General features: G+C 28.6%; 20 protein-coding genes and 1 pseudogene. 12 read left to right on the forward strand and 9 right to left on the reverse strand.

Annotated elements, in window-relative coordinates; all coding sequences use genetic code 11:
• Nucleotides 1-131: 131 nt before the first annotated feature.
• Together purH and B2Y85_RS02170 are read right to left on the reverse strand one after the other, a co-directional pair.
• Entirely contained in the window at nt 132-1,685 is a 1,554-nt protein-coding gene (gene purH / locus B2Y85_RS02165) for a bifunctional phosphoribosylaminoimidazolecarboxamide formyltransferase/IMP cyclohydrolase (RefSeq protein WP_372518839.1), read from the reverse strand.
• Between the two features lie 152 nt (nt 1,686-1,837).
• A complete protein-coding gene (locus B2Y85_RS02170) occupies nt 1,838-2,470 on the reverse strand; it encodes a regulatory protein RecX (RefSeq protein ID WP_372518840.1) in 633 nt (210 codons plus the stop codon).
• Nucleotides 2,471-2,760: 290 nt separating this feature from the next.
• Between B2Y85_RS02170 and B2Y85_RS02175 the strand changes: the two genes are divergently transcribed.
• Nucleotides 2,761-4,080 carry a sodium-dependent transporter gene (locus B2Y85_RS02175; RefSeq protein ID WP_372518841.1) on the forward strand — a complete coding sequence of 440 codons (1,320 nt, stop codon included), beginning with the start codon at nt 2,761-2,763 and terminating at the stop codon, nt 4,078-4,080.
• A gap of 174 nt (nt 4,081-4,254) precedes the next feature.
• On the opposite strand, the gene B2Y85_RS02180 is transcribed toward B2Y85_RS02175, so the two are convergent.
• Nucleotides 4,255-5,508 carry a mechanosensitive ion channel family protein gene (locus B2Y85_RS02180; protein ID WP_372518842.1) on the reverse strand — a complete coding sequence of 418 codons (1,254 nt, stop codon included), beginning with the start codon at nt 5,506-5,508 and terminating at the stop codon, nt 4,255-4,257.
• A 483-nt stretch (nt 5,509-5,991) separates the two neighbouring features.
• Nucleotides 5,992-6,729 carry a M48 family metallopeptidase gene (locus tag B2Y85_RS02185; RefSeq protein WP_372518843.1) on the reverse strand — a complete coding sequence of 246 codons (738 nt, stop codon included), beginning with the start codon at nt 6,727-6,729 and terminating at the stop codon, nt 5,992-5,994.
• A 103-nt stretch (nt 6,730-6,832) separates the two neighbouring features.
• Here B2Y85_RS02185 and B2Y85_RS02190 point away from each other — a divergent pair, with 103 nt between their 5' ends.
• Both B2Y85_RS02190 and B2Y85_RS02195 read left to right on the forward strand, forming a co-directional pair.
• The gene (locus B2Y85_RS02190) at nt 6,833-7,663 is read left to right on the forward strand and encodes a deoxyribonuclease IV (RefSeq protein ID WP_372518844.1); all 831 of its coding nucleotides are present in this window, start codon (nt 6,833-6,835) and stop codon (nt 7,661-7,663) included.
• Nucleotides 7,664-7,668: 5 nt separating this feature from the next.
• Nucleotides 7,669-9,042, forward strand: coding sequence for a hypothetical protein (locus tag B2Y85_RS02195; RefSeq protein WP_372518845.1), 1,374 nt, complete (start codon nt 7,669-7,671; stop codon nt 9,040-9,042).
• 10 nt (nt 9,043-9,052) lie between these two features.
• On the opposite strand, the gene B2Y85_RS02200 is transcribed toward B2Y85_RS02195, so the two are convergent.
• Nucleotides 9,053-9,400 (reverse strand): DUF4186 domain-containing protein, encoded by a 348-nt coding sequence (locus tag B2Y85_RS02200; RefSeq protein WP_372518847.1) that lies wholly within the window; start codon nt 9,398-9,400, stop codon nt 9,053-9,055.
• Nucleotides 9,401-9,734: 334 nt separating this feature from the next.
• The gene (locus B2Y85_RS02205; protein ID WP_372518848.1) at nt 9,735-10,421 is read right to left on the reverse strand and encodes a DNA alkylation repair protein; all 687 of its coding nucleotides are present in this window, start codon (nt 10,419-10,421) and stop codon (nt 9,735-9,737) included.
• Between the two features lie 61 nt (nt 10,422-10,482).
• Here B2Y85_RS02205 and B2Y85_RS02210 point away from each other — a divergent pair, with 61 nt between their 5' ends.
• Nucleotides 10,483-11,103: a class I SAM-dependent methyltransferase gene (locus B2Y85_RS02210; RefSeq protein ID WP_372518849.1), complete on the forward strand. Its 621-nt coding sequence runs from the start codon at nt 10,483-10,485 to the stop codon at nt 11,101-11,103.
• 382 nt (nt 11,104-11,485) lie between these two features.
• On the opposite strand, the gene B2Y85_RS02215 is transcribed toward B2Y85_RS02210, so the two are convergent.
• The gene (locus B2Y85_RS02215; protein ID WP_372518850.1) at nt 11,486-11,962 is read right to left on the reverse strand and encodes a hypothetical protein; all 477 of its coding nucleotides are present in this window, start codon (nt 11,960-11,962) and stop codon (nt 11,486-11,488) included.
• A 394-nt stretch (nt 11,963-12,356) separates the two neighbouring features.
• On the opposite strand from B2Y85_RS02215, the gene B2Y85_RS02220 reads away from it, so the two are divergent.
• From B2Y85_RS02220 to B2Y85_RS02245, 6 genes are all read left to right on the forward strand, one after another.
• Complete coding sequence (locus B2Y85_RS02220) at nt 12,357-13,622, forward strand: O-acetylhomoserine aminocarboxypropyltransferase/cysteine synthase family protein (protein WP_372518851.1); 1,266 nt, start codon at nt 12,357-12,359, stop codon at nt 13,620-13,622.
• Nucleotides 13,623-14,190: 568 nt separating this feature from the next.
• On the forward strand, nt 14,191-14,733 hold the full coding sequence (gene fic, locus B2Y85_RS02225) for a protein adenylyltransferase Fic (protein ID WP_372518852.1): 543 nt from the start codon (nt 14,191-14,193) through the stop codon (nt 14,731-14,733).
• The gene (locus tag B2Y85_RS02230; protein WP_372518853.1) at nt 14,723-15,169 is read left to right on the forward strand and encodes a CC0125/CC1285 family lipoprotein; all 447 of its coding nucleotides are present in this window, start codon (nt 14,723-14,725) and stop codon (nt 15,167-15,169) included. Before fic ends, B2Y85_RS02230 begins: the two co-directional genes overlap by 11 nt.
• Nucleotides 15,170-15,193: 24 nt before the next feature.
• Nucleotides 15,194-15,706, forward strand: coding sequence for a GNAT family N-acetyltransferase (locus B2Y85_RS02235; RefSeq protein ID WP_372518854.1), 513 nt, complete (start codon nt 15,194-15,196; stop codon nt 15,704-15,706).
• 567 nt (nt 15,707-16,273) lie between these two features.
• Entirely contained in the window at nt 16,274-17,596 is a 1,323-nt protein-coding gene (locus tag B2Y85_RS02240) for an AAA family ATPase (RefSeq protein WP_372518855.1), read from the forward strand.
• A 5-nt stretch (nt 17,597-17,601) separates the two neighbouring features.
• Nucleotides 17,602-18,183: a hypothetical protein gene (locus tag B2Y85_RS02245; RefSeq protein ID WP_372518856.1), complete on the forward strand. Its 582-nt coding sequence runs from the start codon at nt 17,602-17,604 to the stop codon at nt 18,181-18,183.
• Here B2Y85_RS02245 and B2Y85_RS02250 read toward each other — a convergent pair.
• Both B2Y85_RS02250 and B2Y85_RS02255 read right to left on the reverse strand, forming a co-directional pair.
• Nucleotides 18,180-18,908 (reverse strand): DUF5677 domain-containing protein, encoded by a 729-nt coding sequence (locus B2Y85_RS02250; protein ID WP_372518857.1) that lies wholly within the window; start codon nt 18,906-18,908, stop codon nt 18,180-18,182. The genes B2Y85_RS02245 and B2Y85_RS02250 overlap by 4 nt on opposite strands.
• A 226-nt stretch (nt 18,909-19,134) precedes the next feature.
• Entirely contained in the window at nt 19,135-19,809 is a 675-nt protein-coding gene (locus tag B2Y85_RS02255; RefSeq protein ID WP_372518858.1) for a DUF5677 domain-containing protein, read from the reverse strand.
• Between the two features lie 108 nt (nt 19,810-19,917).
• Here B2Y85_RS02255 and B2Y85_RS02260 point away from each other — a divergent pair, with 108 nt between their 5' ends.
• Complete coding sequence (locus B2Y85_RS02260; RefSeq protein WP_372518859.1) at nt 19,918-23,223, forward strand: helicase-related protein; 3,306 nt, start codon at nt 19,918-19,920, stop codon at nt 23,221-23,223.
• Between the two features lie 13 nt (nt 23,224-23,236).
• Nucleotides 23,237-25,776: pseudogene (locus B2Y85_RS02265) on the forward strand (hypothetical protein); the annotation flags it as partial.

Consider the following 25,776-nt stretch of genomic DNA (forward strand, 5'->3'; position numbering starts at 1 on the left):
AAGTTCGAAATGACATCCCCTTATTTGCATTATTGCAAACAAAGTAAAGCAATGTTAGCCATATATCTTTGTCGTTAATTCCTAATTTCTCATTTCTAATTACTAATTTATTAAAATTTCTTTTACAAATTTTAATGTTTAAAGTGTCTCATAGATGTAAATATCATTGCAATGTTTTTCTCGTTTGCCAAATCTATAGAAAGATTATCTCTTATAGAGCCTCCCGGTTGAATAATTGCGGTAACATTTTCTTTTGCCGCACCTTCTACAACATCAGGGAACGGGAAAAATGCATCGGAAGCAAGTACCAAAGGATATTTATTTTCATCTATTTCGAATTTTGCTTCTTTCATTTTCTTTATTGCTATATTTAAAGAATCTATTCTGCTCATTTGTCCTGCACCGACACCAACGGTTTGTTTGCCTCTGACAAGAATTATTGCATTGGATTTTACATGCTTACAAATCTTCCATGCAAATTCCAAAGATTCTCTTTCTTCTTTAGTAGGTTCTCTCTTTGTTATTGTTTTTGTTTCGTTTAACAACTGTTCATCTCTGTCTTGAACAAGCATACCGTCTGCCATCATTCTGTATTCGGTTGACGGTTTCTTTACATATTTGTTAGGTTGTCTTAAAATTCTTATATTCTTCTTTGTCATAAGAACATCCAAGGCATCCTGACAATAATCGGGAGCAATAACACATTCAACAAAAAGTTTCGCTATTTCTTCAGCTACGGCTTTATCTACAACCATATTAAAAGCAAGTATTCCGCCGAAAGCGCTTACAGGGTCGCATGCAAGAGCTTTCAAATATGCATCTTTAACATCTGTTCCTTCCGCACATCCGCAAGGATTGTTATGCTTAATTATTGCACAAGCCGGATTATCAAATTCGTGAACAAGTCTCCAGGAAGCTTCCAAATCCAAATAGTTATTATAAGAAAGTTCTTTACCGTGCAATTGTTTTGCGGAAATTGCCGCACAAGAATTTTCTTCGTTACCGAAGCTGTATAATGCTGCTCTTTGATGAGGATTTTCGCCGTATCTTAAAGAAGCAAGTTTTTTTAAAGGAATTGCCTGTTGAGAAGGAAAATCTTCATAAGACAAATAATTTGAAATTAATGCATCGTAATATGCGGTATGTCTGAATGCCGTTCCGGCAAGTTTAAGTCTTAAATCGTTATTTACGGTTTTATTTTTTAAATTATCTATTATTACGGAATAATCGGCAGGGGAACAAACTATTAAAACATCTTTATAATTTTTTGCGGCTGCTCTTATGAGAGTTACTCCGCCGATATCTATATTTTCGATAATATCCTGGGATATATTTTTATCCGCAGGTTTTGCAATTTTTTTTGCAGTTTCTTCAAAAGGATACAAATTTACCGCTACTATATCTATTGTGTTGATTCCGAGCTTTTTTAATTCTTCCATGTGTTTGGGAATATCTCTTCTTGCAAGTATTCCGCCGTGAATTTTAGGATTTAATGTTTTTACTCTGCCGTCGAGCATTTCCGGAAATCCCGTAACATCGGATATTTCTTTACATTCTATTGAATTTTCTTTTAATTTTTTTGCGGTTCCTCCGCTGGAGATAATATCATAACCTAAAGATTTTAATTCTTTAGCAAATTCTACTATTCCCGTTTTATCACATACACTTAACAATGCTGTTGCCATTTTTAATCTCCTTATATTTTAGCTTATAGTTTATAGCTTATGGTTTTCGGTAAAAATTCACAAAGTGAATTTTTGATATTTATTAGAAAATTTTGTTTTACAAAATTTTACATTAAACTTTCAGCTGTAAGCTCTAAGCTTTAAGCTGTAGTTTAGTCTTCTTCTATTTCCGCATCAAATTCTCTAAATGCTTTAGCTATGTCCTGCGAAGCAAAACCTCTTCTCTGAAAAAACATAGCCGTCTTTCTGACTTCGTTTTTATCCTTACCGTCAAATTTAGAAAATTTCTTTTTCATTATATTTATAATTTGCATGTAAGGTTCGTTTTCTTCGTCACTTTCCATCACTTTTGAAATTATTTCGTTATCTATATCGTGTTGTTTCAGCTCGTTTTTTATATAAAAAGGACCTTTCCCTCTGCTTTGCAAATATTCAACTAAATTTTGAGCAAAAACTTCGTCGTTTATATAATTAAGTTCAACAAATCTTGTTATAACTTTTTCAATATCTTTTTTTTCAAAGCCTCTCGATAACAGTTTATCGGACAAACTTTTTTTGCTGTAAAGTTTATGTGATATTAAATAAAAAGCATAACTTGTAATTCTGTTGAAATTATTATGCTTCAACACTTTATTGAAAGTATCTTCGTCAATAAACAGACTTTTTTTTAAACCGAAACTTACAATTGTTTCGGCATCAATCAAAATTGCCGTTTCGTTATCGAAAAAGATTTTAAAATAATCTTTTATCTTAGGATACTTTCTAATTTCCGTAATGTTTGGCATAATAACACCTTTAAAAGGTATATTTTAGCATTATAAAAATTGCTTTGCAATTTTGAAGTATAGATGTATGGATGTATAGATGTATAAAAAAACATGGATTGCCACAGGACCGGAACCCTTCGCAATGACAAAAGGTTGTCATTACGAGCACAGCGAAGTAATCTATAAAAAATTTGTGCCGCAGGCACACCGAAAACTTTTCACCCATTCACCTCTTCACCTGTCTTTTTTCATTGTCGTTAATTATAAATTGTAAATTATAAATTGTAAATTGTATAATATATACCATTATGGAAAACAATGTAACCAGGCCCGAATGGTCATCAAGAATAGGTTTTATTTTAGCGGCGGTAGGTTCTGCCGTAGGTTTAGGCAATATATGGAGATTTCCTTATATTATGGGTAAATACGGCGGTTCCGCATTTCTTTTGGTATATTTACTCATAATTCTTTTCGTATGCTCTTTACCTTTAATTTGTGAACTCGCTTTCGGAAAAAGAACAAAAAAAGAAAGTATCGGTGCTTACGGTTCGGTAAACAAAAAATTAAAAATTTTCGGATGGTCAAATGTTATAACAGCCACAATAATAGCATCTTTTTATTTTGTTATAGGCGGATGGTTACTTAATTATATATATATCAATATAGCAAACACTATTATAACGGATTACGGTTCTTACTTTGAAAACTTTGTTTCTTCGCCTGTTCTTCCGTGCATACTAACAACTCTTTTTCTTTTTATGGTTATGTTTTTTATATTCAGGGGAGTAAATAAAGGAATCGAATTTATAAACAAAGTTATGATGCCTTTATTTTTACTTATAATAATTATTTTATGCATTTTCTCAATGTCGTTACCTAATGCCTCTTCCGGGCTGAAATTTATGTTCATGCCGGACTTTTCAAAAATAAACGGGGAAATGTTGCTTGCTGCACTCGGGCAATCATTGTTTACTTTAAGTATCGGTATGGGAATATTACTCGTTTACGGCAGTTATATGACAAAAAAAGAAAATGCGGCAAGAAGTGCTTTTATGATAATTTTTTCCGATACAATGTTTGCTCTTCTTGCAGCAATCATGATTTTTCCTGCGGCTTTTTCGTTCGGTTTGGATGTTAATTCCGGAGCAGGGCTTGCATTTATTACATTACCTAACATTTTTGCACAAATTCCTTACGGCAACATATTTGCCGTATTATTTTTCGTATTGCTGTTTTTTGCGGCATTTACTTCTTCCATAAGTATTGTGGAAGTTCCTACGGCGGCATTAATAGAAAACTTCCATTTATCAAGAAATAAAGCTGCCGCTATAGTTTCCGTTATTGTTTTTGCATTAGCTGTTCCGGTAACTTTATCTATGGGAATATTCGGAGAATTTAAATTGTTCGGCTTAAACTTATTTGATTTCTTCGACTATATAACATCCAACATATTGTTACCTTTAAATACAATCATACTCTGTATTGTAATAGGATGGTTCGTTAAATTAAGAAATATCAGAGCATTTCGTAACAAAACAGTTTATGCAATATTCAATTTTTTGTTAAGATTTGTTACACCTGTAGCTTTAACAATATTAATACTATTCGGAACGATTTTAAAGAAATAAAAAATGATTGATCAAGAAAAATATAATTTATTGAAAGAAGCCGAACAACAAGCCCAAGCAAACATGGAAACTCCCCAAAAAAAGAAAAGAAAGTGGGGGTGTTTAATTACAATTCTTATAGTATCCGGTTTAATAATGATATTTTATACTTTCATTATTTATTACAGACACCGCCTATTTATTGATCTTGGATTGTAAGTTTATACCTTTCAAATCTCTTCCGGACGGATTTTGGAATACATGTAAATCAAACTCACCTATTACCGATAACAAATGATCGAAAACATCCGCTTGATAAGATTCGTAAACTAACCAATCTGCAGTGTTGGTAAAACAATAAACTTCTAAAGGAAGTCCTTCCGGTGTAGGATCCAATTGTCTTACAAATGCGGAAAAGTTGTTGTTTATGAAAGGTCTTGTTTTGATATATTGTTGACAATATATTCTAAACATACCGATATTGGTTAAATATCTTCCGTTATACATTGTATCTTGTGTATTATGTTTGGTATTATAGTCTGTAATTTCTTTTTCTTTTCTGTCGATATATTCTTTTAAAAGTTCAAACTTTTGTAATTTCTTAAGCAATTGTTCATCAACAAACTTTATACTCTGCATATCTATATAAAAACTTCTTTTTATTCTTCGTGCACCTACTTTCTGCATTTCTCTCCAACTTTGAAAAGATTTGGATATTAAATCGTAAGCGGGGATTGTAACTATTCTGTTATCCCAATTTTTAACATATACCGTTGTTAAAGAAATGTCCGTAACATTTCCGTCTACACCGTAAGCCGGCATTTCTATCCAATCACCGAGTCTTATCATCTTGTTCATTGAAAGTTGCCAACCCGCAGTAAGACCTACAATAGTATCTTTAAACACTATCATTAAAACAGATGCCATTATTCCGAGTGAAGAAATAAAATACATCGGTTGTTTACCGACGGTATATGCCAATATTATTAAAAAAGCAAAAAAGTTTATAAATATTTTTATGAACTGAATAAAACCTTTAATAGGAATTTCTCTGCCGGTATCGTGAATAATTTGTATAACGGTTAATACTTTATTAACTATAAGAACTATACATATTAAGAAATAAATGTTTATAATTTTGTTGATTACATGTTGCAACTGAGCAAACTCTTCCGGAAAGAAAAGAATTGAAACAAAGTTTGCAATAAAACCGGCGGCAACATAACCGATAACGGAAAAAATATTAGCTTCTCTTATTGCATAAACCCATTTTTTGCTTCTTAATTTAAAGTATTTGCTGTTTATATACATTCTTGAAAGAATTCTGGAAAAATACCAAATAAAGTATAAAAGCAAAATAAAAAGTAAAATTGCCGTTAATGTTGCTACAGTTTCTACATATTGTTGCGGTAAACCGATTTTGTTTAATAAAAGTATTATATAATTCATAATGTTTAGATTATACAAAAAAAATTTTAATTTTTTTAGCGAAACGAGTTTGCCTTTTACTATTTTATAGCGACCTTAATATTTTGGTTATACTTTTGCAACTAACTCAATCGAGTATGCCCTTGCGGGATCCATATACACTTCATTCGTTAGTTGCTTCATTCTAACACAAAATCTTAAGGTCTTTAACGGTCCAAAGACAACTCTTTCCTTTGTTATTCCGAACTTGATTCGGAATCTATAAAAAATCGTCCGCAGGACACCGAAATTTCTAATTACTAATTGTTGAGACTGTCATCCCGCACTTGATGCGGGATCTCGCCGTTGCCGTTGTTGACTTTTAAAGGATTTTAAGATTTTAAATTATAACGAAGTATTTGGTGAATGAAGTGTACATAAAAGTAAGCGATAGCGGTTGGTACTCGATTGAGCAAAATACGAAGTTAGAATTTAAAAGATAAATCCGTTTCGCTACAAATTCTTTTAACAAAGAATTTGTCCCGCCTCAATGTCGAGGCGTTTTTCTATTTCCTGATAGTTCGGCATATACTTTTCTAAAAAATTATAAAATCTCTTTTTATGTCCGGGGTGAACAAGGTGTGTAAGTTCGTGAAGAACGACATAATCTATACATTCTGCGGAAGCTTTATACAAATGTAAATTCAATGTAATTTCGGCAGTTGTAATTTTGCAGCTGCCCCATTTACTTTTTAACGGTTTAATTTTCAGTGTGGGTTGGGGAACATTATATTTCTTAAATATCGGTAAGAACTTATCCATAACTTTTTGAAAATACGGTTTTGCTTCGGCTTTAAGGAATTCGTTATATTGTTTCTGTAAATAATCTTTATCTTTGGAATTTTTTGAATATATGTATAAATTAAATCCGTCCAACACAACTTTGTCGTTCATGCTTTCATAAATATAAACAATGTATTGGCTGTCCAATATTTTTACCGTTCCTCCGTTAACCAATTCGTCTTTTATGTTTTCTTCTTTAGCTTTTTGAAATTTGTTTATATTTTTTTCTATCCATTTTTTTGTTTTATTTGAATTCAAAAATTTATAAATGGTTTCTATGTTCATATTTAGCGGAATAGGCACTACTATATTCAAATCGGGGGAAATCTTTATATAGTAATTTCTTATGTTTTTTCTCTCTATGTGAATAGGAACAGACTTATTGTCAGATAATTGTAAATTATAAATAATTTCTTCCATAATATTTAGTAAAACAAACTATAACAAAAATGTCAATAAAAACTCTAATTTACAATTTATAATTTATAGTTTATAATTAAACTAATAAATCAAGGAGAGTTTTATGTTAAATATAGGGTGTCATTTATCTGCTTCCGATGGTTATGTTGCCATGGCAAAACAAGCCATTGAAATAGGTGCTAATACTTTTCAGTTTTTTACAAGAAATCCGAGAGGTTTTAAAGCAAAAGATATAGATGAACAGGATATTAAAGAATTTTTAGAAATTATAAAAGCTCACAAGTTCGTTAAAATTCTTGCTCATGCACCATACACATTAAATCCATGCTCTGCAGATAAAAGAGTAAGAGAACTTGCAAAAGAAATATTTATAGATGATTTAAAAAGAATGGAATATACTCCAAACAATATGTATAACTTTCATCCCGGAAGTCATGTAGGTCAAGGTATTGATGCCGGAATAAAAATAATAGCAGATACATTAAATGAGGTATTAACAAAAAAACAAACAACAACAGTGTTGCTTGAAACAATGTCGGGAAAAGGAAGTGAAGTTGGTTCTAAATTTGAAGAATTAAAACAAATAATAGATTTAGTTGAATTAAAAGATAAAGTTGGAGTATGTTTGGATACTTGCCACATTTACGATGGTGGTTACGATATTGTTAACGATTTGGATAATGTAATAAAACAATTTGATAGTATTATCGGTTTGGAAAAATTAAAAGCAATTCATTTAAATGATACAAAAAATCCGTTTGCTTCTCATAAAGATAGACATGAAAAAATAGGAGAAGGTCATTTAGGACTTGATGCAATAAGTAAAGTAATAAATCATCCTAAATTAAAAAATTTGCCTTTTTATTTGGAAACTCCTAACGAAATAGACGGATATGCCAAAGAAATAAAAATATTGAAAGAAGCTTACAAATAAAAAACGTGAATAATAATGAAATTTTACACAAAGTTGATAATAATAAAGAAATTCTCATAAACAAAATGTATGTGGGAAGATATCTCAACGATAATATAGGGCATGAAGTTATTAACCTTATTAAATCGGATAACGGGCAAAACTACATATATGTAAATCCTTATGGTTCTATGGACAAAAAGCATAATAATAAAATAGATACCATTCTTCTTGTAAGAAATAGCAACATTAAAGACACTTTTGAAATTCTTGCACAAGCTTATGATTTAGAGCAGGTTAATTTTTCTCAAAGAAAAAACAAAGATAGAGAAAAACAACTTGAGTATATTTATGAAAACAGTATCAAATACAACGATAAATATGTGAATAAAATATTTTATGAAAATGAAAAAAATGAAGAAGCAATATATATTTCTTTTCGAGCAAATAAAGTAAAACGACCTAAAAAGCCTATATATATTTCTTTTTTACCTACAACCCAAAAAGATATTTGCGATAAAGACTCAAAATATATTTTGATATATTTAAATTCATGTAAGCAACAAAACAATACAAATAAGACGAATATTGTTAATATTGCCAAACAAAGTTTAAAAATGTATATAGGAAACAAAGAAATAAAATATAACAACAAAATTGTAGACCAGAGCAAAGTTTTTGAAAAATTAAAGTATATAATAGAAAACTCCGATTATTGGAAGAAAGAAAATTCTACTAAAAAAGTTAAAGAAATAATCCAAGAATATGAAAATGGTACTGATATTAATCATTTTAATATTATAGATATTATAGACAAGAATTATGATGAAGTAATTTTTTCAAATATGTTTAAATATATATTTTCCGCAAATCCGAAAGCTTTTTGTTCTTTTGCAAACACAGTTCTTAAAAATAATTTTAAAAACAATAAATTAAATTTATCGGAACAGTTTAATATTGAAAGAGAAAAAGGACATACCGATTTGTTAATAACAGATAAAACAAACAAAAATATTATAGTAATTGAAAATAAAATCAAATCGGGAATTAATGGAAAAGATCTTTTTTTAGAAGTTAAAAAAGTGAAGGGACAATTATATGAATACTATCGTTATGCAAATGGAGAAATATTTGAATATTATAAAAATAAATTTTTTTATATTTTTGTTCCGGATTATAGCTATATAAGTGAAACCGACCTTTATCCTAAAAACACTTATAAGATAATCAAATATAGCCAAATATATGATTTCTTTTATAAGTATAGAAAATCTTTTGAGAATGTTTTATATTTTAAAGAATTTTTATATGCTTTACAAAAACATATATCAAATACCGATAATATTTTAGAACAGACAACTCATAAAAGATTTATAGAAAGTATAAAAAGCAAAAATTAACTCTAGTCATTTACTGCTTTTCTAATTGTTTTTCTATCCATTTCATAATCAGTTCAACAATATAATCTTGTTGCTGTTGTGTTAATTGTGTTCCAATGGGAAACTTGTGCCACTTATTTATACATTTTCTGCAACAAGTCGCTGTTGCATGTTGAGCAATAAATACGGGATGACCTTTCATGGGAGTTTGTTTTCCGTCGTTGGCAACATAGGCGGGGGCAACTCTTTTGGATATAAAATCTTGAGCGTGTTTTTTTATTGTTTCAAGCCCTTTTTGATTTATGTAGTCAATATCTTTCTGCTTTAACTTGAAACTGTTTCTAAATGTAGATTTTGCCAACCTATCTAAAATTTCCATTTTAATTTATAGCGACCTTAATATTTTGGTTATAATTTTGCAACTAACTCAATCGAGTATGCCCTTACGGGATCCATATACACTTCATTCGTTAGTTGCTTCATTCTAACCTAAAATCTTAAGGCCTTTAACGACAACAACTAACGACAAACGGCAAAAATTCCGAAACTCTTTGAAAGTCAAGAACAACAACTGGATTGCCACGGCACATTGTGCCTCGCAATAACAAAAAAAAAGGTTGTCATTACGAGCGGAGCGAAGTAATCTATCTAAAATTTGTGTCGTAGGCACTCCGAAATTGTACATTATACATTGTACATTTTACATTAATAAACTATCTTTTCATCTCTTTTATGGCTTTTTTTGTCTCTTTTGAAACTCGCAGAGATTCACATATTTTTTGTAACGATTTATTATATGTCCAGTCATCAAGATTGTTTTTCTTTAAATATTTCATTGTTTTATCTTGAAACTTTACAAATGCTACCGATATCGTCCAGGCAACAGCCATTTTAACATAATAACCGTCGTGTTTAATGTTATCCAATATATTTAAAACATCATCTATATATTTGTCGTCTATAAAATAACACAACATCATTACAGTTGCAAACCTGAGTTCAAACTCTTTTTTAGATTTCAAATATTTCTGTATAAAGTTCCAAACCGTTTCTTTATTTTTATTTACAATCTTTAATCCCGAACAAAAAATATCGCACACTGCCCAATTATCTATTTTCGGAATAAAGTCTTTTATCATTGTTAATATTTCTTTTATGTCTGTATTTTTAATAAAACCTATAAGCATACCCTGCAACATAACTTCTTCATAATAAACAGTTTTATTAAAAGAAATATATTCTTTGAAATTTTCCTGTTTAGAAAGTTTTTTTGCATAGTTTCTCAGTACGGGAATTCTTACTCCGATAATGTTGTCTGTTCCGGGACATAACGAGGAGTGAAACTCTTTATATTTTTTGTCTTGTAAATCCAATAAATCTTGTCTTATTTTTTTATACATAACAAATTTATTATACAAAAAATTGATATAATACTTTATCATCTTATTTGGAGTAACAACAATGTTTAAAAAACTTTTTTACAGTAATACAAGAAAGCCTAAAGGCTTTTTAGGTAACATTATGATAAATAAAATGAATATCGGACATGCAAAACTTTCCGATTGGGGACTTTCTCATTTAAAAAGTGTTAGTCCGGTATCAATTGCGGATTTGGGCTGCGGCGGAGGAATAAATGTTGCAAAACTCATAAAGTTGTTTCCTGGTGCTAAAGTAACAGGGTTCGATTATTCTTCCGTTTCCGTAAAAAAATCAAAAGAAGAAAATAAAGAAGCCATACAGGCAGGTATTTGCAATATTGTACAGGGCGATGTTTCCAATATGCCTTTTGAAAATGAACAGTTTGATCTTCTTACGACTTTTGAAACTATATATTTTTGGCCCGGACCTTTAACAAGTTTTAAAGAAGTTTTCAGAGTATTAAAACCCGGAGGAACTTTTATGGTAGTTAACGAGTTTGACGGAATAAGTGAACGGGAAAAAAAGTACGAAAAAATTATAGACGGGTTAAAGTTGTATTCTAATCAGGAATTGATGAATTATTTAAAACAAGTTGGATTTACGGGAATTATGTTGTTTCATGATGAGCAAAAACATTGGATTACTGTTATTGCAAAGAAATAACAGAATTATAATTCCTCGCAGTCGGCAAATGCTTTATTCTAAGTAAAAACTTGAAAACTCTTTGAAAGCTAAAAATAAGGTAACTCAAAATCTTAAACTCTCTAACGACACCATCGTGTCATCCCGCACTTGATGCGGGATCTCGCCGTTTTCCAAAATCTTAATGGGTTGAACGGCATAACAGCAAAACAACTAAACAAATTTTTAAATTCTTTGAAAGCCAAGAATAAGGAAACAAAAAATCTTGAGTTCTTTTTAGCGAAACAACTACCAACCACAAACTATAAGCTAAAATTTGCTTTGCAAATTTTTAATAAGCTATAAGCTCTAATCTCATCGTTCCATCACTTCCATACATTCATGCATCTGTGCATATTCAATTCTAGTATTCTTCGTCATCTTCTGCAGTATCGCCATATCGCGATATATAAAACCATGCTTTCGGCATCGGCAAAAGTATTAGGGCTAAAATAAGTATAACCATAATCAGATTGCCTGAGCTGATTTTATATTTAAAGTATGTTTTGTTTTTTATTGCATCGTTTATTTTGTTTTGTAATTTTGTCTCGGATTGGTAACCTGAATGTTTGTAAGATGTAACAGGGAACCTATGACCTTGAAAATCTTTTAATTCTAATCTGATTCGGCCTTCTATTGATTCAGTTACCATAGCTTCTTTTAAGTTTGGTATAACTTTTTTATTAAACGGGTTTAGTATAGTTTTCTTATATATTTTTGCTTGAATTTCTGTTTCCGTAGGAATTATTTCAATTTTTGTCGGAGCAAAGAAGATAAAAACAGGATAACAAAGTAATAGAAAAATACCGGCCATTATAAAAAATTGTTTTAAGCTTTTCATAATGTTATTATACAAAATAATAATTATTTTATGATGTATTTTTATTTTCAATTTTATATAATCTAACATTAATAACAACAGCTGAATGGGTGAAAGGGTGATAGGGTTATAAGTTGTTGTTTACTTTGACATTCAAAGGATTTTAAGATTTTGTCGTTAGTTGTTGTTTGGCACTCAAAGAGTTTCAAAGTTTTTGCTTGATTACTAAAAAATTTAAAAATACAATAAATCGCGAAGCGATTTCAAAGACCGAAAGATTTGTTAGTGAGACGAAGAATTTTCAGAATGCAGTGTACTAAGATGTCAGCGAAGCGATAAAGTACGTAAATTATGAAAATTCGAAGTTGTAACTAAAATATTTCGGTCGCTATAAGTTGTTAAAAGGAGATTTAATATGAAAGACGAATCAAAATGTTTACATTCCGGTTATACACCCGTAAACGGCGGACCAAGAGTTATGCCGATATATCAAAGTACTACATTCCGTTATACTTCCACACAGGAAATTGCGGAAGTTTTTGATGATCCTACAAAGAATCATATATATTCAAGGTTCACCAACCCTACGGTGGATGTTGTGGAAAAAAGAATCGCAGACCTTGAACACGGTGCTGCAGCAATGTGCACAAGCTCGGGACAAATGGCATCGTTAATGTCTATTTTGAACCTTTGTAATTCAGGGGATAGTTTTGTAAGTGCATCAGCAATTTATGGCGGAACAATAAACCTTTTTGCTTTTACACTTAAAAAACTCGGAATAGAATGTATTTTCGTTGATGTAGATGCAACAGAAGAAGAAATACAAAAAGCAATAAAACCTAACACAAAAGCAATTTTCGGTGAAACATTAACCAATCCGTCGTTGCAAGTGTTTGATATAGAAAGATTTGCTAAAGTTGCTCATGCAAACAAAATTCCTTTAATAGTAGATAACACATTTGCTACACCTATACTTTGCAAACCTATAGATTACGGTGCGGATATTGTTATTCATTCAACAACAAAATATATGGACGGTCATGCAGTGCAGGGCGGGGGAGTAATAGTAGATTCCGGCAAATTCGATTTTACAAGCGGGAAGTTTCCTGAATTTACCGAACCGGACGAATCTTATCACGGAACAATATATACGAAAAAGTATCCGTTTGCTCCTTATATAATAAAAGCAAGAATGCAACTTATGAGAGATTTCGGTGCTTATCCTTCAGGTCATTCCGGATTTTTGCTAAATCTCGGTCTTGAAACACTTGCGGTTAGAATGGAAAGATATTGTTCCAATGCAATAACGGTAGCAAAATATTTGGAAAAACATCCTAAAATAGAGCATGTTAACTATCCGGGACTTAAAGGTAACAAATATCACGATTTGGCACAAAAATATTTGCCTAAAGGTCAAAGCGGAGTAATGTCTATAACAATTAAAGGCGGTAAACAACCTGCAATTAAGTTTATGGATAATTTGCAAATGGCTTCAAACGAAGTGCATGTTGCGGATATAAGAACTTGTGTTCTTCATCCTGCATCTGCTACACACAGACAACTTACCGACGAGCAATTAATTGCCTGCGGAATTAATCCGGGAATGGTAAGACTTTCTGTAGGACTTGAGAATGTCGATGATATAATTGCAGACCTTGAAAAAGGGCTGGCTGCAATATAAGCTTTAACCTTTTTCAAAGGAATATAGCGACCTTAATATTTTGGTTATAATATTGAAACTCAGGAAATCGAGTATGCCCTTACGGGATCCATATACACTTCATTCCTGAGTTTCTTCATTCTAACATAAAATCTTAAGGTCTTGAACGACAACTACAAACAACTAAATAAAATTTTTAAATTCTTTGAGAGCAGAGTACACCGCAATTCTAAAATACTTCAGTTCGTCTCAAACTATTCGTTATTTTTTAACGGCAACGACGAATGTCGTGTCATCCCGCACTTGATGCGGGATCTCGTCGTTTTCCAAAATCTTAAGGAGTTAAACGGCAAAACAGCAAAACAACTAAACAAATTTTTAAATTCTTTGAGAGCAGAGTACACCGCAATTCTAAAATACTTCAGTTCGTCTCAAACTATTCGTTATTTTTTAATGGCAACGACGAATGTCGTGTCATCCCGCACTTGATGCGGGATCTCGTAGTTTTCCAAAATCTTAAGGAGTTGAACGGCAAACACAACAACAAAAAACAATAGTAAAAAGCAGTTAAATTTGGTAAAATATATATATGAAAAACATTGATGAAATAAGCATAAATAATGCAAAAAAACTTTTTGAAACCGGCGACATAAACAAAGTCGAAGTCGGTACCGTCAAAGGGTTGCAATCTATTCATAAATATTTGTTCAATAACTTGTATGATTTCGCAGGACAAATCCGCACAAAAAACATTTCAAAAGGAAATTTTCGTTTTGCAAATAGTCTTTATTTAAAAGAAATTTTGGAAAAGATAGAACAAATGCCGGAAGATACATTTGAAAACATAATAAAAAAATATGTTGAAATGAATATTGCGCATCCGTTTATGGAAGGTAACGGCAGATCAACAAGAATCTGGCTTGATATGATACTGAAAAAAAATCTTAAAAAAGTTGTAGACTGGCAAAATGTAGATAAAGATTTATATTTACAAGCAATGGAAAGAAGTCCTATCAACGATTTAGAATTAAGATTTTTATTACAAGCCGCACTTACAGATAAAATTAATGATAGAGAAATAATTTTTAAAGGTATTGAACAGTCCTATTATTATGAAGGGTATGAAAAATAAATTTAAATTTGTTGTTATGTCTTTGTGTATGGTGTTACTTGTATCTTGTGCAACAACTTACGAAAGAGCAAAATCGCCTACAGGTACAGGATATTACGATACACTCTTACAGCAAGGTATGTATGAAATAACTTTTAACGGGAATTCCGATACTTCAGTAACAACCGCACAAGATTATGCGTTGTTAAGAGCAGCGGAAACTTGTTTGGAAAACGGTTATAAAACTTTTGATATCGTAAATTCAAATAACAATTCAAAAACAGAAACAGGTGCATATACAAGCTATTACGGCAGACATTTTGCAGATACTACTGTTTATACAAGTACTTATCCGAAGATTATGTTGATAATTAAGTGTTCGAAGGAAGATAATTTGACGTTTGTTGCGGAGGAGATATCCAATAATTTGAGGAAGAAATATCATTTGGAGAAATAATACAAATAGAGGGCTTTTAATGCAATGGATAATCTTAAAAAAGAAAATAAAAAGCAAAGATATATAACTTATAAGAATGATGATATTAAAGTGTTTTGGAACCCGAAATTATGTCAACATGCCGGTAAATGTTTTCAAGGAAACAAAGAAGTATTTAACCCTAATCAAAAACCTTGGATTGATTTATCAAAAGCTTCCGCAAAAGAAATTGCCGCAATAATTGATATGTGCCCGTCTAAAGCATTGCAATACGAATTGAAAGATTCGATTTCCGTTGTATTTGAAGAAACTTTAAACAGAAGTGCCGCTTACAAAGACGGAAATTTAATCGGCGAATGTGAATTTGATGTTGATGACAATAAATGGCATATTGTTCATACGGGAGTTCGCCCCGCTTTTGAAGGGCAGGGAATTGCCAGAAGATTATTAAACAAAGTTGTTGAACAAGCAAGATTAAAAAATGTCAAAATTGTTCCGATATGTTCTTATGCCCAAAAAGTTATGTATGGGAGGGAGGAATATAGGGATGTCCTATAAATTTAATATTTATGGCGAAACGGATTTATCTTTTAAATTCTAACTTCGTATTCTAAGAAAATCCGTTTTTATAGCGACATTAATATTTTGGTTATAATTTTGCAACTAACTCAATCGAGTATGCCCTTGCGGGATCCATATACACTTCATTCGTTAGTTGCTTCATTCTAACCTAAAATCTTAATGTCTTGAACGACAACTACAAACAACTAAATAAAATTTGTAAATTATTTGAGAGCAACCAACGACAAAAAAATGTCATCCCGCACTTGATGCGGGATCTCGTCGTTTTCCAAAATCTTAATGGGTTGAACGGCATAACAGCAAAACAACTAAACAAATTTTTAAATTCTTTGAAAGCCAAGAATAAGGAATTTATATTTTGGTTGCTTCATTCTAACACAAAATCTTAAGGTCTTGAACGATAACATAAAAAATCAATATATTAAACAACAAAAAAAATAAACATTAAAAACAACCTATTTATAAAAAATATTGACAAAATATAGTATACATATTAAAATATAAACATAAATTTTGTTTATATTCAAAACAAAGGTGAATAAAATGTTATCTTATTTTAAAATTAGAAACTTTAAGTCAATACTTGATGTTGAAGTTGATTTTTCTTATGCGGAAGGTAAAGCACCAAACAATTACGAACAACTTAATACTATACCTTTTTTAGAAGCAGACAAGAAAAATAGGTTTGTTCCTTGTATGGCTTTTTATGGTGCAAATGCTTCCGGAAAAAGCAATATTGTAATGGCATTATTAGTATTAAATCAGATTTTACAGAAAGGTATAATCGGTCATTATTTCCCAAATAAGTTAAATCCTAAATATAATTATTCTTCTTTTGAAATAGAATTTTTTAAAGATAAAACTAAATACGCATATTGCATAGAATATAATGCTTTTTCTATTCAAAAAGAAAAATTATTAAAAAACAATGAAATATTATATTCAATAGATAAATCTTCAAAAAATAATTTTAAAAATATTCAAACAGAAGACTACAATGCTGATAAATTTAACAATATTATTGATGTTGAATGTTCTCAATTTCAAAATTTTGAATTAAATGAACCTATTCTTAATGAAAATAAAAAATTACAAATATTTCCTTTTTTATCAAGAATAAATTTTGGTTATAAAGGATTAAACAAAGATTTAGTAGATGCTTTTAACTATATGATATCTTCAATAGTTATAAGTTTAACCAATAATATTCCATATAGAGATTCTTTAGCAATTTTATCTAATCATAAAAATGATAATGAATCTCTGCAACAATCTTTTAATAAAATAGCAGATATACTAAAAAAGTTTGATATAGATATAACAAGAATGTCTCTTAACAGAGAACTAAAAAATCCACAAGAGCGACTTACAGATATACCTGCATTTGTTGAACAAAATTTTAATAACAATGTATTAAGACTTGAATATATAAACTCTTATCATCACGATATAAACAATAGAGAAGTGAAATTTAATTTTTTTAGAGAAGAATCTAACGGAACACAAATATTATTGTCGTTAATAGGTTTTGTTTTATATTCATTGGAAAACGGAGCCGCTTTAATTATAGATGAAATAGATAGAGCAATACATCCTATGATACTAATACAAATAATAAAAATGTTTAAAGATAAAGATTATAATAAGAAAAATGCACAATTAATTTTTACTTGTCACGCAACAGATATTTTATCTGAAGAAGTTTTTAGAATATCTGAAGTTTCTTTTATAAATAAGAATTTAAAAGCTGGAACAACAATAAAAAGAATTTCTGATTACAAGGATAAAGATATTAGAAATGTTACTGATTTTAGAAAATTATATTGGAATGGAGTTTTTGGGGGAATACCTTATCCGTATATATAGATGAAATGAAAAGTATTATTGTAATTTGTGAAGGTAAATCTGAAACTAAATATTTGCAGGAATTAAACAGATTTTTAAGAGAACAATCTGTAGAAAATTCTATTGTTTTTGTTCCTAAAGAAGTAGGCACAGGACATTTTACCGAAGTTGTAAAAAAGTATAGAAACGAAAGGAAATTGAATAAAAAAGCAAATATTGAAATTTGGGTGGATTACGATATTTATAAAAGAAACGAACAAAGAAATTATGATAAATATAAAAAGAAACCGAAAGGAATACCGAATTTCAAATTTAATTATTTTAACTTTGAAGATTTTTTAATTATGCATTTTAATGACGATGTTTTAAATAAATGGAAAGAAATTTGTAAAGCCAATAATCATTTTAATGAACCGATGAAGTCCGATAAATATTTAAAACTTATTAAAGAAAATATTTTTTCCGATTACGATAAAAGTTCATTAACGAATTTATTTGTTTTTAATAAACAAACTTTGGAGAATTTATTTAAACATAATGCGGAACAAAGTGAAATAAAAAGCGATTTTGCCGAATTTTTAAGGGAAGTTTTTTCTAAAATCACCTAAAACTTAAAATCTTTTAAATAATACATTATTCCTAAAATCAGCATTATTCCGTCTTCCGCGAAACAATCAAACGGGTTATGCTCGAAAGATGCTCCCGGAGTCATCATATTACCATGTTTTATATTACAGTATTTTTCATAAAATCTGTTAAATTCTTCACCGCCGAAAGAAGATGTGCTTTTTATAAAAGCATTTATATATTCTCTTACTTTAACTTTTGAATAATATTCGTTCAGTACACGAATTTTATCTCTGTTTAATCCTTCTCTCTTACTTAGCTGTTTAATTGCTTCTTCGCTGTTTTTGTTATATTTAATAATACTTGTATCAACGGTTTTAAATATATCCAATAAAGATTTAACGGCATTCCACGAAGATTCAGTTTTGAGATTATCTCTAAGTTCCAAATTATATTTTAATCTTCCAAATACGGACGATGCTAAATATTTGTTATATCTTTTTCTGCAAGTTTCAGAAGTTGGAGCATCTTTTATATAACTTAATATTGCACAAATTTCTAAACAATGTCCTGCAATAATAAAAGAATCATAATATCTTTCATTTTCAAACAATATAACAAAAGATTTAATTGCTTGGCAAACTCGGTGATATAAATTACAAACCATATAATCAAAAGTATCTTGATTCCCATCGGCAAAAGCCGGTATTTTCAACGATTTAAAATCTTTTATAGTCTGTAAACTTTTTTGAATATCTAAAGGCATTTCTTCTCCTAAATAAATTTTAAATTTATTTCTAGCTAAACGAGTTTTATTTTTTACTTCTAATTTTGCATTTGCCTCCCTTATGTACCATCCGTTTTACTTCCATTTATGTACACTGCAGTCGGCAAATGCTTTATTACAAGTAAAAACTCCGAAACTCTTTGGATGCGACAAACAGAGTTGTTTTTTTATTATAACCTAAAATCTTAAGGTCTTGAACGGCACTTTATATCTTAGGAATTCGTTGATATATGTTTTCCAACTCATAACGAATCTTCTCTATATATTTAGCCACTCGACATAAAAATACAACTTTATCAAGTGGCCTATTAAAATCTGCATCACCATTTAAAGAAAATGGACAAAAATGTAAAAGCTTAGATGTAAACTTATAAAAGTAGTTATATTCATCTAAATAATCAATTCGTTCTGCCATCTTTCTTATAGGCAACATTTTTTTACCGGAACCATGTTGCGAGAATAATTCTTTCTCTTGTTTCTGGAAGTCTGAAAGGTAATTATCTAGTCCAACTAATTCAGGAAAGAGTTTTTCATCAGCAACTCCTCTAGCCATACATCCCTTTAAATATTCGTGTCGATCATAGACACAAAAATCAATCATAACATCAAACTGATTAGTAGTTACAATATATTCAGTAACAATAAAGACTTCTAATAATCTACGAGCTAACAATAGAACAGCATCAAGATTATCATCTTTCGAAGCAATATTTAATTTTAAAACATATTCTGATACTAAAAATCCAAATGTAATTTCATGAGCCCAATCTCGGTATTTTACTGTACGACATTGATCAAAAGATTTATATAAGTTTGATATTTTTTCTTTATTGTCCTTAATTTTATTATTTGTATCTATAATTAAAATATATAAATTCATTGTTTTTTTTTCTTTATGTGAAATTTATTCTTATTATATAAATAAAACGATAGTAAATAACACTGGAATTTGGTAAAATTATAAAAACTATTTCTAATAGGAGTTTAAATGAATTCTTTTATAACAAATAGTGATAAAAAGAGTTTAAAAGAAAGATTAGTTGAATTAATATCTAAATCGGAAGAACTTAAATTTTTAGTAGGTTTCTTTTATTTTTCAGGAACTCAGGAATTATATAAAACATTAAAAGAAAATCCTAGTGTGAAATTAAAAATATTAGTAGGCTTAAATGTAGATTTGTTAAATTATAAACTCGTTGAATATGATGTTAAAACAGATGATTTTGAAGCAAGACAATTATTTTTGGAATCATTAAAAAAATCTTTAACAAATAAAATTGCTGATACTCAAGAATTTTATGATCAAATAAATTTTTTTATAGAGTTAATAAAACAAGATAGATTAATCATAAAAAAAACTCAAAATCCAAATCACTCAAAATTATATATTTTCAAATTGGATAAAACACAGGTAAAGAAAGATTTTTTTATAACTGGTTCAAGTAATTTAACAAAACCTGGTTTACAAACACAAGAAGAATTTAATGTTGAAATTTCCGATTATGGAACAAAAGAAGCGAACGATTATTTTGATAAATTATGGGAAGATGCTACTCCAATAACAGAATTTCAAAACTTTAAACAAATAATACTAGATGTTCTACAACAAGACACATTAATAAAACAACTAACACCTTATGAAGCTTTTGTATTAATAATAAAAACTTATTTGGATTCTTTTAAGCAAAAAAAATTAAGTGAAGATGTTTTAAGAATATTAGCAGATAATGGTTATAAGCAATATAAATATCAAATGGATGCAGTAAAACAAGCTGTCTCAATAATAGAACAAAATAATGGGGTTATTGTTGCAGATGTTGTTGGATTAGGAAAAACAATAATAGCATGTTTAATAGCCAAGCAACTGGCAAAAAGAGGTGTTGTTATTTGTCCTCCGGGACTAATTGGTGATGATATAAATAAAACTGGTTGGACTAAATATCTTGAAGAATTTAAATTGCATGATTGGAAAGCTTTATCAAGAGGTAATTTAGAAGATTCTTTAAAATATGTTAAAGAAAGAAAAGATATTGAAATTGTTATCATAGATGAAGCCCATTATTTTAGAAATCAAGATACACAAAATTATGAATTAATAAAAAATATTTGCAGAGGGAAAAAAGTTATATTGCTTACAGCAACACCTTTCAATAATCATCCTAATGATATTTTTTCATTGTTAAAATTATTTATAATACCTAAACAATCTACAATGACATTAACAAACAATTTGTCGGAACAATTTTTAGAGTTTTCAAGAATATTTGATAAACTTTCTTATATAAAAAAATACTATAAAACAAAGGAAAGAAACAAAAAGAAGGAATTGTTAAAATTTTACAAACAAATTTTTGATGAAGAAATTGTTACCATAGAACAGAAACATTTAAGAAAAGTTTCAAATAAAGCAAAAGAACTTTCTCGCAAAATAAGGGCAATAATAGAACCTGTTGTAATTAGAAGGAACAGAATAGATTTAAAAGAAAATCCACTATATAGTAAAGAAATACAAGCTTTGTCTAAAGTAGCAGACCCTACAGAGTGGTTTTATGAATTAACAAATGAACAGTCAAAATTTTACGATGAAATATTAGAAAAACACTTTGCAGATAGAGATATCGGAACATTTAAAGGAGCCATTTATAGACCTTTTGAATATTTGGTGGGATTAAATGCAGATCCTAATGATTTTAACGAAGAACAAAATAGACAATATTTACAACAGAAAAACTTTTTTGGTTTTATGAGAAGGTTACTTGTAAAAAGGTTTGAAAGTTCTTTTGGGGCATTTCAACAATCATTGGAAAATTTTAAAAAAGCAACAGAAAACTGTTTGGAATTTATAGAAAGAGAAAATAAAATTATTTTAGATAGAAATTTAATAGATAAAATTTTGGAAGAAGATGATCCTAATGAAATAAAAAGAATGTTAGAAGAATTTTCAAAGCCGAATTCTACAAATCCAAAAAATAACAGAGTGTATAAAGTAAATGAATTCAATGATAAAGAAAAATTTATAGAACACATAAAAAGCGATATTTCTCTTTTTGAAAGTCTTTTGCAAGAAATGGCAAGCTTAAAATTGGTAGAAAATGATCCAAAAAGTAATTGTATTATAGAGAAATTAAAACAACAAATAGAAAAAGAACCTAAAAGAAAAATAATAATATTCTCAGAATATTTAGATACTGTGGATTATTTAAAAGAAAAAATAGAAAAAGAATTTTCAGAAAATCTTTTAACAATTTCAAGAAATTTTAATTCAAAAGAAAATGAAATTTATGAGAATTTTGATGCTTCTTATAAAGAACAAAAAAACAAATACAATATACTTTTGTGCAGTGATAAATTGTCTGAGGGTTTTAATCTTAACAGGGCAGGAATGATAATAAATTATGATATACCATGGAATCCTGTTAGAGTTATACAAAGGTTGGGAAGAATAAATAGAATAAACAAAAAATGTTTTGAAGAACTATATATAGTTAATTTTTTCCCAACTGAAAAAGGTGCAAATGTTGTCAAATCAAGAGATATTGCACAAAACAAAATGTTTTTAATACATAATGCCCTAGGAGAAGATTCTAAAATTTTTAGTATCGATGAAGAACCTCAAAAATCAGCATTATATTCTAAAATTCAAGCAAATCCTCAAAGTAATGATCCTGAAAGCTTTTATACTTCTGTTTTAAAAGAATATTTAGAAATAGAACAACAATATCCAGAAATCATAGATAAAATAAAGAATTGTCCACCAAGAGTAAAAGTTGCCAAAAGTTATAGCAATAAAGAACTTATAGTTTTTGCAAAAAAAGAAAGATTGTATGTCTTAAAGTCTCCATTAACAGCAAATAAAAAAGATATAGAAGAAGTTTATTTTGAAGAAATATATGATAATATAAAATGTGAAAAGGATACTATTTCTTTAAAATGGAATACTGAAGAGTTTTGGGCAACATATAATTTAATGAAAGATTATAAAAGAGATAAAAAATATACACCAAAAAATAGATTAAGTATAGAAACAAATGCTTTCAATAATTTAAAATCTTTAATCAATAATAAAAATTTATCTGAATATTTAGATTTTTTTAAAATATTGTTAGAAGATATTATGTATTATGGAACATTACCGGAATATACATTAAGGAAAATCGCAAATTTTAAAGACAAAAATATTGCAGAAATAAAAAAGCTACAAGAAGAACTCGGTTTAGATTATCTACAAAAAGAAATTCAGAATATAACAAAAATAAATAAAGAAATTGTAATAGCTGTTGAAAATATAAAATAGGGATTGTTAAATTATGTCAAATTCGGATGATTTAAAAAAAATAATAGAAAACTTTTCAATAAATAAATTCATTAATTTTTTTAGAACAAAAACTAATTTTTGTTATCAAAATGTAAACAAAGATGAATTTAAAGAAATTGAAGAGAAAAACAAGTTTACAAATAGTGTTAATATTGGATATATTGATTATCAACAAGAAAAAGTTTTGGTATGTGCATTTAAAGTAAATAAACAACTAACTGAAAAATCTGCAAAAAAAGACCAGTATGATATAGCAATAGAAATATTGAAAAAATATGAATATGATTATCAAGCAGGAATATTTGTTTTTTATGATATTAATGGTAATTTTAGATTTTCTTTGATATATCCACAATACCATGATAAAAAAAGAGAATTTAGTAATTTTAGAAGGTTTACATATTTTGTAAGTAAAGATTTTACTAACAAAACTTTTCTTAGCCAAATAGGAGAAAAAGATTTTACTACATATAATGACTTAAAAGAAGCTTTCTCTGTAGAAAAAGTTAGTAAAGAATTTTATAAAAAATTGCAAGATTGGTATTTTTGGGCAGTAAAAAATGTTTCTTTTCCAAACGATATATCAACTACGGAAGATAATCAAAAATATAACAATGAAAATGTAATAAGGTTAATAACAAGGGTAATTTTCGTATGGTTTTTAAAGCATAAAGCTTTAATTCCTAATAGTTTGTTTGATAAAGAATATTTAAAAGAAAATGTGTTAAAAGATTTTGAACCATTAAGTAAAACTCAAAATAATTATTATAGAGCAATACTGCAAAATTTATTTTTTGCGACATTAAACAAACAAATAAATGAAAGAGGTTTTGCTCTTGATACAGGAACAAGAGAAGGTAATAAAGATACTTACAATATTAAAACTTTATATAGATATGAAAAGGAATTTAAAATTTCACAAAAAGAAATAATAGAACTATATTCTACAATTCCTTTCTTAAATGGTGGTTTATTTGAATGTTTAGATGACAAAGAAAAAATAGATAAAAAAACAGGGAAAAAGACAATTTACTATTGGGATGGTTTTAGCAGAAGAAAAGAAAGGCAAGCTAATATTCCAAATTTCTTGTTTTTTGCACAAGAACAGACTGCAGATTTAAGCAAAGAATATAATGATAAGAAATTTAAAAAAGTTCAAGTTTCCGGTCTTATAAATATATTACAACAGTTTAATTTTACTATTGATGAAAATTCACCTGATGATGCAGAAATCGCACTTGATCCTGAATTATTAGGAAAAGTTTTTGAAAATCTTTTAGGAGCATATAATCCTGAAACACAAGAAACCGCAAGAAAAGAATCAGGATCTTTTTATACACCAAGAGAAATTGTAAATTATATGGTTAATGAAAGTTTAACCAATTATTTGTTGCAAAAAATTCCACAATTGGAATCTATACAAGAAGATTTAAGATTGTTAATAAATACACAACAAGAAATACCTGATTCAATAAATCATAACAAACAATTAAAAGAAAATATTATTAATAATTTATTTGAATGTAAAATATTAGATCCTGCTTGTGGTTCCGGTGCTTTTCCTGTTGGTATATTGCAACAAATGGTTCACATATTAAGAAAATTAGATTTAAAAAACGAGTATTGGTATAAAAAAGTATTGGATAATTTAAATTCTAAATTTAAAACAACAAAAAATTCATTAACAAAAGAAGAGTTTGAACAAGAAAAAGAAGATATAGATAATAATTTTAATAGTAATATAAATAATCCGGATTATGCAAGAAAATTATATTTAATAGAAAATTGTATATATGGTGTTGATATACAATCAATTGCAATACAAATAAGTAGATTAAGATTATTTATTTCTTTAATTTGTGAACAAGATATAAAGAAAGATAATAAAGATAATAATTATAATATTAGACCTTTACCAAATTTAGAGTCAAATTTTGTATGTGCAAACACTCTTGTTGGGTTACAGCAAAAAGAAGGGAAAAAAATTGAGTTTTTTGATACTAATATAATTCAACAAAATACTGTTATTGAGCAATTAATACATGAATTAAAAGATAATAGACATAAATTATTTTCAGTCGTTTCTTATGAAAAGAAAAAAAACTTAATCAATAAAGAACAAGAAATAAAAAAAGAACTAAAATTAAAAATAGCAGATGTTTGTAAAAAAGAGCAAGATGAAAAATTAATAAGATTAAATAAATATTTAGAAACAAAGAAAATACAACTTGCAAAAATAGAAAAAGAACCTGAAAAAATAGAAACTATAGAAGAAACAAATCTATTTGGCGAAAAAACAGTAAGACAATTAAATTTGTTTGCTGAAGAAAAAAGAAACTTATCTTCTGAAATAAGAAAAATTGAGAATGATATTAGACAAATAAAAGAATTAGATATAAAACAAGAAATCAAAATGGCAGAAATATTAATAGATTGGAATCCTTATGATCAAAATACATCATCTGAATTTTTTGAACCTTCTTGGATGTTTGGCTTTTATAGAGAAAATAAAGGAGGGTTTGATATAGTCAT

Origin of the sequence: Candidatus Ruminimicrobiellum ovillum (assembly GCF_002392975.1) — a bacterium.
Classification (GTDB): domain Bacteria; phylum Elusimicrobiota; class Endomicrobiia; order Endomicrobiales; family Endomicrobiaceae; genus Ruminimicrobiellum; species Ruminimicrobiellum ovillum.